Below are 13,063 nucleotides of genomic sequence, written 5' to 3'. Positions count from 1 at the left end.
CCTTCTTGGCAATTACCAATGCAGCGACTTGACGTGAAACTCTACTTTACAACCCGGCAGATACCACAACTTAAACATCTTCCGTTTGGCGACCGTATGCAGGCCATGCGTGACGCGGAAAAACGCCTGACGCCGCCGGAGAAGCTCCTGCTCAACCTGCTTAAACTGCTGATCATCGTACCGGCTTTTGCACTGATACTGCGCGCCAGCGATGACTGGTGGGCACTGGTTTGGGCGGCACTACTGATCCTGGCATACCCCTTGGTGCTGACCCCGATCCAACACAGTTTTTGTGCCAAGCACCTGAAAACCGAACAGACACAAGGAGACGTGTGATGCGCCAGACAATCCTGGTCACCGGTGGCGCCGGCTATATCGGCAGCCATACTGTACTGCAGCTATTAGAGGCCGACTATTCTGTCGTGGTATTGGATAACCTGAGCAATGCGTCAAAGGAGTCTCTTCGACGGGTTGAACACCTGACCGGAAAATCCATCACCTTTGTCGAGGGCGATATTCGTGATGATGCCCTGTTGGACCAGTTGTTCACTGCCCACAGCATCGACGCGGTGATCCATTTTGCCGGTCTCAAAGCGGTCGGAGAATCGGTGGAAAAGCCACTAATGTATTACCAGAACAATGTTTATGGCTCACTGGTGCTGGTCGAAGCCATGGCCAGACACGGCGTATACAATCTGGTGTTCAGTTCCTCTGCAACCGTTTACGGCGATCCCATCAGTTTGCCCTTGAACGAGAACATGCCGACAGGACAACCGACCAACCCCTATGGACAGTCCAAACTGATGGTCGAGGTGATCCTCAAAGATCTGCACAAGTCCGAAGCGCGCTGGAACATCGTCCTGTTACGCTATTTCAATCCGGTCGGTGCCCATCCCAGTGGACAGATCGGTGAAGATCCGAACGGTATCCCCAACAACCTGATGCCGTTTATTTCCCAGGTTGCATCCGGCAAACGGGACCAACTGGCGGTGTTCGGCGACGATTATGATACCCCTGACGGTACCGGCGTACGGGATTACATTCATGTTGAGGATCTGGCCAATGGGCACCTCAAAGCACTGAGTAAGCTTGACCAGGATTGCGGATTGGTCACCTACAATCTGGGCACTGGGGTAGGCTACAGTGTGCTGGAAATGATCCAGGCATTTGAAGCCCAAAGTGGCTGTTCAATCAATTACCGCATTGCGCCGCGCAGGGAGGGTGATGTGGCAGCCTGTTTTGCCGACCCGAGTCTGGCGGAACAAGCCCTTGGCTGGAAAGCTACCCGCACGCTGACCGACATGTGCAGGGACGCGTGGCACTGGCAATCGCAGAATCCTGACGGCTATAGCAAATAGTCGATTGCCATTGCCCGGATACAAAAAAAGCGCCTGTCGGCGCTTTTTTTTAGGCCATAACGCGGCCGTTACAAATCATCAAGCAACGCATCAATGTCTTCGAGTTCCTCATCACTGAGGGCTTCCTGTTGCGCATCCGGTGCCTCGGCGTCAACATCTTCCCCGACTGCACCGTCGGTGACTTTGAATTCCAGGTTCTGAAAATAAGCCGTCTTAACAAAGGTGTAAGGGTCCAGCGACTGTTCCAGTTGCTGCTCCTGCTGCATCAAGGTTGCACGGGCTTCGAGCGCCTTGATCCCCGAGCGCAGAATACTCACATAGATATTCAGATTGTCCAGCGGGAAATAGGCGCTGTCGACCAGATCACCGGTCCCTGAACGCACATCGTTCGGCCCCAACGCCGGCACCATCAGATAAGGGCCGGTATCAACCCCCCATTTGCCCAGCACTTCGCCAAATTCCTCTTCCCGTCGCTCCAACCCGATGTGGGTTGCAACGTCAATACTGCCCAACAAGCCGATGGTGGAGTTGATCAAAAAACGCCCCAGACTAATGAAGGTGCCATCCACTTTGCCCTGCAACAGGTTGTTGACGGTATTGCTCGGCTCTTCAAGGTTGAGCGCCATGTTGTACAAACCGGTACGGGCAAATTGCGGCATATAGTCGACGTAGGCCACGGTGACAGGACGCAACACATAGGCATCCAGAATATCGTAGTTAAAATCCCACAGCTCGCGGTTGACCGACTCAAAGGGATCGCGGGGATCGCCGCTGTTTTGTGCCGCTACTTGCTGCTCCGTCGCCTCGCGACTGGCACAGCCAGACAACAGCAACAGACTGACGATCACACCGATGTGCAATGCTCGAATCACATTATCTCCTTACTGATCACGATATCCTGGCGTTGGGTTTGGCCAACATTCAGCTCAAACGACGCCTCTCCTTCTAACTCGCCCGCCTGGGCCGCCACATTGCCATCCACAGAAATCCGCGCCACCAACCGCACCTGTTGTAACCCAGACAGGGTTACGCCCGGCATCATTGCATTCTGGTCGGTCAAGGTCACGGTCAATGGAAACGTCGACAGGGGTTGCTTGATCACCGCAGCAGGCACCCTGCTGTCACTGGCGGCATCCTGGGCGAACACAAACACATAGCCTTGCTCCGGCAGATTTGCTAGTAGATCTTGTGCCACCGACACGGTGACGGTCACCGCCGTGACATTACCACTTAAGGCATCTAAACGTTTTACCACTTCAGCCTGCATCGGACTATCCACGGGTAACAACGACTGAAGTTCCTGCCAGCGCGCGATGGCAAGCTGGGTATCACCTTGTTGTTCCGCTAACAGCGCTCTCATGCCCAAGGCGGTGCTGTTTTCAGGTTGGACGCGGCCCAACGTGGCCAGGGCGACATCCGCTTTTTCAAGCGCCTCATCCTGCCCCAGCATCATCAATGCCTGTGCGTAGCTGGTCAGGCTGCCGGGGTGATCCGGTACCAGTGCCAGCGACTTCTCAAACGCCTGTACTGCACTGTCCATCTGCCCCAATGCAGCATGTAAACGGCCGAGTAGACGCCAACCTGCAGCATCGCCGCCTTTGCGTGCCAGCTCGGTACGCAGGCCAAGAGCAAATGTCTGCATTTCCTGAGGACTGACGGTACGATCACCGTCGATCACGATCCGCTGCGCCAAGCCCGGCAACGAGGCCAGCGCTTCATGCCAGTGCTGAACCTGACTGACCTGATTGACCCGCGCATAGATACCCGCACCAACCAGTAACGCAACAACCGTTCCCAACCAGACCCAACGCCCACTGCCGAGATGCCAGTGAACCTTACGATCCCCCTCGTCGGCCAACGCCACTTTCAGCTCCGTAATGGCGGCATTCTTGTCCGCGTCTGACAACAATCCTTCGCGGTATTCCCGTTCCAACTCCTGCAATCGCTGGCGCACAATCTGGGTGTTGGTCAGATGATCCTGGCGATGGCTAAACCGGCTCCAGGGCAGTGTCATTAACACCACCGCCAGCAACACCAATACACCGGCAATCAGGTAAAACTCGGTCACTCGTCGTTCTCCAGCATTGCATTGGCCTTGGCCAATTTGTCTTCATCATCCACTCGCGCAGTGGGCCGCGACCGGGCAATCACCCACCCCGCCAGGATCACAAAGCCCACGGGCAATACCCACAGCCAGATGGTGGCAGGGGTTACCGGCGGCTCGTAGGACACAAAGTCTCCGTAGCGGGCTTTCATGTAATCGATCACTTCCTCACGACTCTTGCCTTGCTGCAGCAACTGGTACACTTTGCGTCGCAAATCCCGGGCGATCATGGCATTTGAGTCGGCAATATTCTGGTTCTGACATTGGGGACAACGCAACTCCAGGGTCAGTTCCTTGAACAGGGCTTCCCGGGCAGGATCATCGAACTCATAGATCTCTTCACTGGCCACAGCGCACAGGCTGAACAACAACAATGCCATTACAATCACTCTTTGCATCGTTCTACTCCTGCAGCAAGCGTTGATACATGGGACCAATCTTATGTTCCCAAACTCGGGGATTAACATCACCGATGTGGTGCATACGGATATGACCGGTCTTATCAATCACAAACGTTTCCGGCGCCCCCGTCACCCCCAGATCCAGGGAGTAATCCCGGTACGTATCAAAAATGTTGTACTGATAGGGGTTGCCCAGTTGGTTGAGTTTGAGGCGCACTTCCTGCTGGATTTCGGCCAGGGTTTTCTGGCCAAAGTCCGGATCCACATCCTGGTCGTAGTACAAACCAACAATGTTCACGCCCTGTTGACGTAATTCGGTCAGGTACGGCAACTCAATGGCACAGGTAACGCACCACACGCCCCACACATTGAGTAAGGTGACCTTGCCTTCAAAATCCGTCACAGAATAGCGTTGCTCGGGGAACATCAGATCCGGCAAATCCATCGGCGGTAACGGCGTATCTACCACACTGGATGGACGTGAACGGGGGTCAGAAAACAGCCCCTGGTACAAAAATACCGCCAGTGATACAAACAGCACCAATGGTAACGCAAACAGACTCCACTTCTTCATCACGCCTCCTGCACCGGTGCATTACCCGGCGTAGCTGAAGTGGCTTGTCGACGACTGCGCGCGGTACGTGCCATTCGGTAGCGTTTATCCAACATCGAACACAAACCACCCAACGCCATTATCCCGGCGCCAAACCAAATCCAGTTAACAAAAGGTTTCACATAGATGCGCACGGCCCAATCGCCGTTGTCCAGTGCTTCTCCCAGCGCCACAAACAAATCGCCACCCAATCCGCTGTCAATGGCGGCTTCGGTCATCGGCATCCGTTGCACCGGGTAAAAACGCTTTTCGGCGTGTAGCTGACTGATTTGTTTGCCATTCACCCACACCGAAAACTCACCGGCATGGCCGGTGTAATTGGGCCCAACCAGATCGCTGACCCCTTCAAACCGGAACGTATAACCGGACAGGCTCACTTCATCACCGGCACCCATACGAAGGTCCTTTTCGGTCTCATAGTTGCTCACCAGGGTGATACCAATCAATGTCACCGCGAAGCCCACGTGGCCCAGGATCATGCCCCAATGGCTGGGCGTCAGCATGCGCAGACGTTGCATCAGTGGCAGGTCCGTGGTTGCCGCATTCAAACGGGCAAGCACCTCCTGCACACTGGTCACCAGGATCCAGAAACTTAATACCATGCCCAGCGCGCCAAGATACGCCGGCGTGCTGTAACTGAACGTCACCAATAACGCCGCCGACAAAGCAAGGCCCATGGCCAGCAACAATTGGTTGCGTAGCGCGCCCGCGGGCTGATTTTTCCAGCGGGTCAGCGGACCGACGCCGAGCAGCAAGACAAAGGGCACAATCAGATAGACAAACATCTGGTTGAAAAAGGGTGCTCCGATGGAAATTGACCCCAGCCCCAGTTCTTTGTGCACCAGTGGCAGCAGCGTGCCGAGCAATACCACAATGGTGGCAGCGCTGAGCAACACGTTGTTGCCAATCAACAGCACTTCGCGGGAAAACAAGCTGTAGCGTCCGGTACTGCGCAGTTGTGGCGCACGCATGGCATACAGTAACAACGAACAACACACCACCACACCAAGAATACCCAGAATGAACAGGCCTCGGGTCGGGTCACTGGCAAAGGAGTGCACCGACACAATGATGCCGGAGCGCACCAGGAACGTGCCCAGCAAACTCAGCGAAAACGCGGCTATGGCGAGCAAAACGGTCCAGGATTTAAAGATCTTACGTTTCTCTGTTACCGCCAGGCTGTGCATTAACGCGGTGCCTACCAACCAGGGCATGAAAGACGCATTCTCGACCGGATCCCAGAACCACCAGCCACCCCAGCCCAGCTCGTAATAGGCCCACCAGGAACCCAGCGCGATACCGAGGGTTAAGAAGCCCCACGCCGCAATCGTCCAGGGGCGCGACCAGCGAGCCCAGGTGGAATCCAGTTGGCCTGAAATCAGCGCAGAGACGGCAAAGGCAAAGGCCACCGAGAAGCCCACATAGCCCATGTACAGCATCGGCGGATGAATGATCATGCCAAAATCCTGCAACAACGGATTCAGATCCCGGCCGTCGACCGGGTAGAACGGCAACAATCGCTCAAAGGGATTGGACGCCAGCAACATGAACAGGTAGAACCCAACCGCCACAGCACCGAGGATCCCCAATACCCGAGCCACCATCGGTAGCGGGATCGCACGACTGAACAAGGCAACCGCCACGGTCCAGATGGAATATATCAGCACCCATAACAGAAACGAGCCTTCGTGCCCGCCCCACACGGCAGTGAACTTGTAATACCAGGGCAATTGGCTGTTGGAGTGCCCGGCCACATAGGCAACGGTAAAATCATCCACCATGAAGCTGTGGGTCAAGGTTGCATATGCCACGGCAGTGAACAAAAACATGCCAATCGCCAGGGGTTTGGCCAGCGCCATCAGGTTGTGCTGATCGCGGTGCGCCCCCCACAACGGGTATATCGCCAGCAAGATGGCCATCATCAACGCGATGACCAATGACAGGTTGCCAATTTCAGGCCACATTAGTGACCTCCCGTTGCCAGGTTGTCAGGCTTAACGTGTTTGATCCCTTTCATCTTTTCAGCCAGTTCCGGCGGCATGTATTCTTCATCGTGCTTAGCCAGCACCTCTTCGGCCTGAATACGGTTGGCAGCCGTCAGTACACCGGTCGCCACAATGCCTTGTCCTTCTCGGAACAAATCCGGCAGAATGCCCTGATAACTGACCGTTACGGCAGGCCCAGTGTCAACCAGGTCAAAACTCACCGCCAGGGTTTCCTGATTACGCTTCACCGAGCCGGGTACGACCATTCCGCCGATACGCAAACGCTGCCCCACCTGTGGAACAGTGCCTTGTTTGCCATCGATGATTTCGGAAGGGGTATAAAACAGGTCAATGTTCTGGTTCAACGCATACAGCATCAAGCCAACCGCACCAGCAACAACCGACACAACCAACGCCACGATGGCTAACCGTTTTTGACGACGGGGATTCATCCTCGTACCTCCTGAGCATCTAAACCACGTTTCACACCTTTGGCGGCAGCAATGCGCTCCTGCCGTTTCACTTCTTCATGCAACGCCTTGATCAATCGACGGCGCGCGACCCGGCTTTCGACAATACTGCCCAGCATCGCCAGTGCCGTCACACCAAAAGACAACCAGACAAAAAAACCATATCCGCCCATATCAACAAAGGCTTGCCAGCTATCAAACTGCACGTGACTTTTCTCCATTATGGTGTAACAGGCTCATCACCCAGGGGCGATGCAATTCACGACGTAAAATTTCATTTTGCAGGCGATGTACCGACACGGCCGCCATGAACAGGGCCATGCCCAGCAGATTGATCAACAGCGGCCACAGCATCTCCGGCGCAATCGACGGCTTACCGAATTTGGTAATGGTGGCCCCTTGGTGCAGGGTGTTCCACCATTCCACCGAAAAATGAATGATCGGCAAGTTGACCACACCAACCAGGGCCATCACACCGGCCGCCTTGCCACCCTGCTGTTTGTCATCAAACGCCGCATACAGGGCGATAACCCCAAAATACAGAAACAGCAGGATCAATTCCGACGTCAGGCGCGCATCCCACACCCACCAGGTTCCCCACATGGGCTTGCCCCACGCGGCGCCGGTGAACAGTGCGATAAACGTAACCACCGCACCGACGGGTGCTATCGCTATCATGGTCATATAGGCCGTCCGCCATTGCCAAACCAAACCTACCAACGCAGCAACAGCCATCGCGGCATAGCCACTCATGGACAAGATCGCACTGGGCACGTGAATGTAGATAATGCGGAATGAATCGCCCTGTTGATAATCAGCCGGCGCGTAGGCCAATCCCCACACGGTACCAACGGTCAGGCACAGACCAGACAACCATCCGAACCAAGGCAATAAGCGCCGGCACAAATTGAACGCCGCTTCAGGTTTTGCATATTGGTTTAACCATTTCCACATCAGTTTTGACTCACTCTTAACGCATACGCAATGGCAAACGGCGCTAATGCCAGCGCCAACATTAACATGGCCCCGATGATCGCAATCTGGGGCGTATAAGGCAACTGCATGCTCGCCGCATCCACTGCCGAGGTGGCGAAGATCAGCAAGGGTACAAACAGCGGCAACAGCAGCAATGCCAACAAAACACCGCCACGCTGCAAGCCAACCGTCAGGGCAACCGCAATCGCCCCTACCAGACTCAGCAATGGCGTGCCCACCAACAAGGTGATCACCAGTGCCGTGTACATGGGTACGGTTAAATTCAGAAAAAGTGCCATCAGGGGTGATATCAGCAGCAGTGGTACAATGCTGATCACCCAATGGGCCAGGACTTTGATCAGCGCAACCCATCCCAGGCCGATGGGGCTGAGCAGGGTTTGCTCCATCCAGCCATCAAGGAATTCATCACGAAACAAACGATCCATGCCCAACAATGAGGAAAGAATCGCAGCCACCCATACCACGCCAGGGCCAATTTTTTGCAGGGTCTCCGGTCCGGGACCTACCCCCAACGGAAACAGCGTCACCACTAATAAGAAAAACAGCAACGGTTGGATCAACTCCGCCTTCTGGCGGTAAGCCAGGGTCAATTCTCGATACAGTACGGCGCGTAATTTCAAATCTGATACTCCAGCACCAAGTGCTCCACCGTCCACTCGATAGACAACGGCTGATGGGAGGTCATGATAACGGCTCCCCCCTGTTGCAAGTGCGCCAGGATACCAGCGTCTAACAACGCAATCCCATCCACATCAAGTGCCGTGTAAGGCTCATCCAGAACCCATAGCTGCGCATCGGGTTTAAGACCCAGGCGACACAACGCAACCCGTCGTTGCTGACCTGCCGACAGTTCACTGACGGGAATGGTTTCAAGCCCGACTAACCCCCACAACGCCAAGCGCTGATACAGGGTTTCCTGCGATACCTGGAGGCCATTTTGCTGGCACCAGAAGGACAGGTTTTCGAGGGCATTGAGGGTGCGGTTGAGACCGAGCTTGTGGCCCAGGAACATCAGCGCCTGGTGAAACTCATGGCGCGCGTCATGCAGCGGCTGACCGTGAAAAAAGACTTGCCCTTCAGCGGCTTCGGATAAGCCGACCAGGATCCGCAGTAGGCTGGTTTTGCCAGCGCCATTAGGCCCTCTGACATACCACAACTGGCCTTGCCCAACCGAAATATCCAGTTGACTGAACAACACTCGGTCTTTTTTACGACAAGCGAGCTGATGACCTGAAAGCACTACCAAACCGATCCCCGGTAAAATGAGCAATAAAACGGGCAAAAAAGTGTCGCGTAGCATACCACTAAAGCGACGCCCAACCAACTGATTGCGCTGTGTATTGGGCGTATATCTGTCGACAAAATCAGGCATACTATCGGGAATCGACAAACTTGCCAGCGACGACCAGAATTAGTGTAGGATGAATTGATCAGGATCATGTTCCCCTGCCGATAACCTGTTTATGAGTGACGTACAGCTTTCTGCCAATCAACTGCTGGGACAGGCCCTGAAGCAACTGTCACCGGCGTCGAACACAACGTTGGCCAGCCAGGCCAAGCCGATACTGGTGCAACACCTGGCGGGCAATGCGTTGCAACTCGCCCGTCCCGACAGCAAGGCCAGCACCAAACTACCGGTTGACAGTCAAACCCTGCGCCAACTGCCAGCAGGCGCCTATCAGGTTCAGGTGGTGCAAAATGCACTGCAAACCCAACTGCAATTTCTGAGCAACACACCAACATCGCTACAAACCCCTTTGAATCAAAGCCAGCTTGAAAGCCTGTTGCGGGGCCTTCAACAAACCGTCACCAATCCGCCGACGCTGCGTTTCCCCGCTACCGTTCAACGGGTAGAGGATGGCCAGGTTTGGGTTAAGCTGGCGGGTTTGCAACAACCGCTGGCGCTGAAACTCGGCGACACAAACGCCAACACCCTGAAACCGGGTACACAGGTGGAACTCACGGTGGCACCGGGCAGACAGGGTTGGCAGCTGACCCTGGCGCGCCCGAACACTACCCCAAGCCTGGCAAGTAGTACTGTCAGTGCGGCCGTTGTGGCGACGTTGCTACCGCAATTGAGCAGCGCTCAGACGATCCAGTTTCCCCTCAATGAAACCCTGCGCAGCACCTTGCCCTCTGCGACTGCAGTCGCGCCTCCCAACGTGAAAGGTGGCCCGGTTTCGCCGCCAATTGTCAACATCACCCCCGGCGGCGCTCAGTTACAGCAACAGGGTCTGCCAGAAATCGCTAAAGTTGCGCTGGACAACGCACAGCTCAATCAATTGATCAAAGCAGGGTTGGTTGCACAACCGCCTCAATCCGGCATACAAGGCACTGCGCCGCTAACGTCCCAACCCGCGCCAGGAACAACCTCAGTGGTCGGCAGTCAGCAGGACCTAGGCCGCTTGCTCGCTTTACTGCAACGACAACTCGAGCCCCATCAGGTTTCGCCCTCCAAAGGGCTCGCTGAATTAGTGACCCAGTTACAACAATCTTCGCCTCAACTGGCACCGGCGCTGAGGGAAGCCTTCAGCAACCTCGCCACGCAGCTCTCTGCATCCGTGCCCCGCGGTGACACTACTGACGCCGCACGTATCACCCAGCTGCTTGGCGCGACACCGTTGCCGATGGCCAGCGATCAACTCGTTGCAGCCCAGCCCCGACCGCACCTGATCACTACCTTGATCAGCCTGTTGCAGGTAGCCATGGGCGCACGACTGACCAGCCAGCACCCGCAACTGGCCAGCCAGATACTGGCGTCTTTCAGCGGCGCACTGGTCGACGGCGCGAAAACCACCGGCGGGACGGCACCGAGACGACTGCTGGCTGATGTGCAAATGCAAGACCAACGCATGGGTCTGTTGCACAGTGTCATGCGGCTGCTATCGGGCCATCAGAGCAATAAGCTTTACAGTGCCGAGCAGAGCATGCAGGGTCAGGACACCCTGTACTACGTGTTGCCGAGCATGCTCGGACAAAACGGCAAAGACACCGAAATCCTGATCCGTCGACAGACCGAAGATAAACATGACAACAAACAGCAACAAACCAGCAGCACCTGCTGGCACCTGACTATGCGACTGGATATCGGTGAAATGGGCGCTGTGCTGAGCAAAGCCCGTTGGCAGCAGGAAACGCTTGCACTGGATCTCTATGCATCAACGACAGCAGCGCTTGAGCGGGTACACCAATACCTGCCCCTGCTCAAACAACGTTTTGCCGCCCTGGGTATCGAAATGGAAACCCCGACCTGCCAATTAGGCAAGATCCCCGAATCCTTGCGCGAACGTCCTTTTCAGATTTTTGAGGCCAAAGCATGACAGACAACACACCCGGTAATCGCCGTGCGGTTGGAATAAAGTACCAGGAAGGTGACGATCAAGCCCCGGTGCTGATCGCCAAAGGGTTTGGTGAATTGGCGGAAGAAATCATCGCAGTGGCCAAAGCCAACGGTGTACTGGTACATGAAGATCCCTACCTGAGCGAGTTCCTCAGTCAATTGGAACTTGGCCAGGACATCCCCAAAGCGCTGTACCATGTGATCGCCGAGTTAATCGCTTTTTCCTACGTGCTACAAGGCAAATTTCCACAGAGCTGGGCCAAGCAGTTTGGCAAGGTGTCGACCGAAGCCTAGCCTTACTCGATGACCTAACGGCAATCCTCTGCTAACACGCTGGACAGGGGCACCGTTAACCGACAAAAGCAGTTAACAACGAACGCCCCTGGTCACTGAAAAGCCAGACAAACAGTGCAACATTACACAAAACCGTTGCCCAAAACACACGCTTGAAGGCTACTTTGCTGGATTTATGCCTCAACCGCTTTTGCGCATAATAAGCGCCTGGCCAACCACCTACCAAACTGAGCAGATGTAAGTGACTTTCTGGCGTGCGCCATCTGCCACGTCGTGCGGAGGATTTATCCAATGCATAGACCAAAAACGCTAAAACACTGGCGGTTAGGTAAATATACAAAACCGCTAACGGCAAAAACTGTAGCAACACGCTGACAGCCAGAATAACGCAAAAAGCAGCGACAAATGTGCTGCCAAACGGCGATGACGTCATGTGTTTTTTTGTTGCGCCCCTTCTGGCACCCGTAAGCAGACGGACATTGATTGCCCTTAGCCCCTTATTGGGATCCTCAACGTGCTCATAGATAATCACGTCGCCGATTGCTGGTCTTTTAGAAGGCTTTGTGAATGACGAGATATGCACGAACGCCCGTGGCCCACCGCCGTTTGGTTGCACAAAACCAAAACCTCTTTCATCATCCCATTGGAGCAGCTTTCCTTGAAATCTCAATTGTTCATCCTTTCAGGCCTATTGTGTTAATACCCCCGGCGGGCTTCGCATGGCCTATCGCGAAACGCTCTGCAACTAGGATGGATAAATTTTTCAACCTTGTAAAGACGGTCGTTATTGCTGGCAAAAGCGTCGAACCTGAGGAGGTTCTCATCTCCTCGTACACGACAAAAAACAAAAACCCCGGTCGATGACCGGGTGACAAATATAGGATACTGTTCGGCAGAAAATGCGATCGCCTAGTCGCAAGCATAACGTTGGCGCACCCCATCCCTGGTAACTCTCCCGGCCGGTACGTCCTGTACCGTCGTTCGTTTCTTTCGGCGTGAGGTTAACTCACGCCTCATCGCTTTCAGCGAACGAAGCCTCACCCTCCGGCTGTTCGCTTTTGCTTATCAGACTTAAAAAGTCTCAGGCAGTCGACACTACGTCCATGTAACCTGATTCCAGCCACATCGTCCACGATGTGTCGTGCGCCACTCTCGCCGTGATCACCTATCACGGCTCACTCACTTTGCTCGCCGCGGCTTACCCTCCTCGTACACGACAAAAAACAAAAACCCCGGTCGATGACTGCGTCCACGTATTACAACGATAGGAAATTGAGCAGAAGGATTACTCGGGCTGTCCCTGCCCTCGCCGCAAGGGCCAGCCTCCGGCTGTTCGCTTTTGCTCCCGGCAAAAGCGTCGAACCTGAGGAGGTTCTCATCTCCTCGTACACGACAAAAAACAAAAACCCCGGTCGATGACTGCGGCCACGTATTACAACGATAGGAAATTGAGCAGAAGGATTACTCGGGCTGTCCCTGCCCTCGCCGCAAGGGCCAGCCTC

At 54.9% G+C, this 13,063-nt stretch carries 15 protein-coding genes; 4 read left to right on the top strand and 11 right to left on the bottom strand.

What is annotated here, in order from left to right:
* The first annotated feature begins 18 nt into the window (after positions 1 to 18).
* On the top strand, positions 19 to 336 hold the full coding sequence (locus tag LJ739_RS00925) for a DUF6170 family protein (protein ID WP_267494117.1): 318 nt from the start codon (positions 19 to 21) through the stop codon (positions 334 to 336).
* Positions 336 to 1,358, top strand: a complete 1,023-nt coding sequence (galE, locus tag LJ739_RS00920) for a UDP-glucose 4-epimerase GalE (protein ID WP_229156716.1) — start codon at positions 336 to 338, stop codon at positions 1,356 to 1,358. Before LJ739_RS00925 ends, galE begins: the two co-directional genes overlap by 1 nt.
* Before the next feature lie 68 nt (positions 1,359 to 1,426).
* Here galE and LJ739_RS00915 read toward each other — a convergent pair whose 3' ends face one another.
* Genes LJ739_RS00915 through ccmA form a run of 10 tightly spaced genes read right to left on the bottom strand, consistent with a single transcriptional unit; the run spans position 1,427 to position 9,173 of the window.
* Positions 1,427 to 2,227: an MlaA family lipoprotein gene (locus LJ739_RS00915; protein ID WP_229159365.1), complete on the bottom strand. Its 801-nt coding sequence runs from the start codon at positions 2,225 to 2,227 to the stop codon at positions 1,427 to 1,429.
* A complete protein-coding gene (gene ccmI, locus LJ739_RS00910; protein WP_229156715.1) occupies positions 2,227 to 3,426 on the bottom strand; it encodes a c-type cytochrome biogenesis protein CcmI in 1,200 nt (399 codons plus the stop codon). The genes LJ739_RS00915 and ccmI overlap by 1 nt, the downstream gene beginning before the upstream one ends.
* Positions 3,423 to 3,860: a cytochrome c-type biogenesis protein gene (locus tag LJ739_RS00905; protein ID WP_229156714.1), complete on the bottom strand. Its 438-nt coding sequence runs from the start codon at positions 3,858 to 3,860 to the stop codon at positions 3,423 to 3,425. Before LJ739_RS00905 ends, ccmI begins: the two co-directional genes overlap by 4 nt.
* A 4-nt stretch (positions 3,861 to 3,864) precedes the next feature.
* Complete coding sequence (locus LJ739_RS00900) at positions 3,865 to 4,437, bottom strand: redoxin family protein (RefSeq protein ID WP_229156713.1); 573 nt, start codon at positions 4,435 to 4,437, stop codon at positions 3,865 to 3,867.
* Positions 4,437 to 6,440: a heme lyase CcmF/NrfE family subunit gene (locus LJ739_RS00895; RefSeq protein ID WP_229156712.1), complete on the bottom strand. Its 2,004-nt coding sequence runs from the start codon at positions 6,438 to 6,440 to the stop codon at positions 4,437 to 4,439. The genes LJ739_RS00900 and LJ739_RS00895 overlap by 1 nt, the downstream gene beginning before the upstream one ends.
* On the bottom strand, positions 6,440 to 6,913 hold the full coding sequence (gene ccmE / locus LJ739_RS00890; RefSeq protein WP_229156711.1) for a cytochrome c maturation protein CcmE: 474 nt from the start codon (positions 6,911 to 6,913) through the stop codon (positions 6,440 to 6,442). Before ccmE ends, LJ739_RS00895 begins: the two co-directional genes overlap by 1 nt.
* On the bottom strand, positions 6,910 to 7,137 hold the full coding sequence (ccmD, locus tag LJ739_RS00885; RefSeq protein ID WP_229156710.1) for a heme exporter protein CcmD: 228 nt from the start codon (positions 7,135 to 7,137) through the stop codon (positions 6,910 to 6,912). Before ccmD ends, ccmE begins: the two co-directional genes overlap by 4 nt.
* A complete protein-coding gene (locus LJ739_RS00880; RefSeq protein WP_229156709.1) occupies positions 7,127 to 7,885 on the bottom strand; it encodes a heme ABC transporter permease in 759 nt (252 codons plus the stop codon). The genes ccmD and LJ739_RS00880 overlap by 11 nt, the downstream gene beginning before the upstream one ends.
* Entirely contained in the window at positions 7,885 to 8,547 is a 663-nt protein-coding gene (gene ccmB / locus LJ739_RS00875; RefSeq protein WP_229156708.1) for a heme exporter protein CcmB, read from the bottom strand. The genes LJ739_RS00880 and ccmB overlap by 1 nt, the downstream gene beginning before the upstream one ends.
* Positions 8,544 to 9,173 carry a cytochrome c biogenesis heme-transporting ATPase CcmA gene (ccmA, locus tag LJ739_RS00870; RefSeq protein ID WP_229156707.1) on the bottom strand — a complete coding sequence of 210 codons (630 nt, stop codon included), beginning with the start codon at positions 9,171 to 9,173 and terminating at the stop codon, positions 8,544 to 8,546. Before ccmA ends, ccmB begins: the two co-directional genes overlap by 4 nt.
* A 217-nt stretch (positions 9,174 to 9,390) precedes the next feature.
* Here ccmA and fliK point away from each other — a divergent pair, with 217 nt between their 5' ends.
* Positions 9,391 to 11,247, top strand: coding sequence for a flagellar hook-length control protein FliK (gene fliK, locus LJ739_RS00865; RefSeq protein WP_229156706.1), 1,857 nt, complete (start codon positions 9,391 to 9,393; stop codon positions 11,245 to 11,247).
* On the top strand, positions 11,244 to 11,561 hold the full coding sequence (locus tag LJ739_RS00860) for an EscU/YscU/HrcU family type III secretion system export apparatus switch protein (RefSeq protein WP_229156705.1): 318 nt from the start codon (positions 11,244 to 11,246) through the stop codon (positions 11,559 to 11,561). The genes fliK and LJ739_RS00860 overlap by 4 nt, the downstream gene beginning before the upstream one ends.
* Positions 11,562 to 11,616: 55 nt before the next feature.
* On the opposite strand, the gene LJ739_RS00855 is transcribed toward LJ739_RS00860, so the two are convergent.
* A complete protein-coding gene (locus tag LJ739_RS00855; protein WP_229156704.1) occupies positions 11,617 to 12,231 on the bottom strand; it encodes a DUF1294 domain-containing protein in 615 nt (204 codons plus the stop codon).
* Positions 12,232 to 13,063 lie beyond the last annotated feature (832 nt).

Origin of the sequence: Fluctibacter halophilus, assembly GCF_020687825.1 — a bacterium.
GTDB classification, from domain to species: Bacteria; Pseudomonadota; Gammaproteobacteria; order Enterobacterales; family Alteromonadaceae; genus Fluctibacter; species Fluctibacter halophilus.
This window is presented reverse-complemented; position numbering and strand designations above follow the sequence as displayed.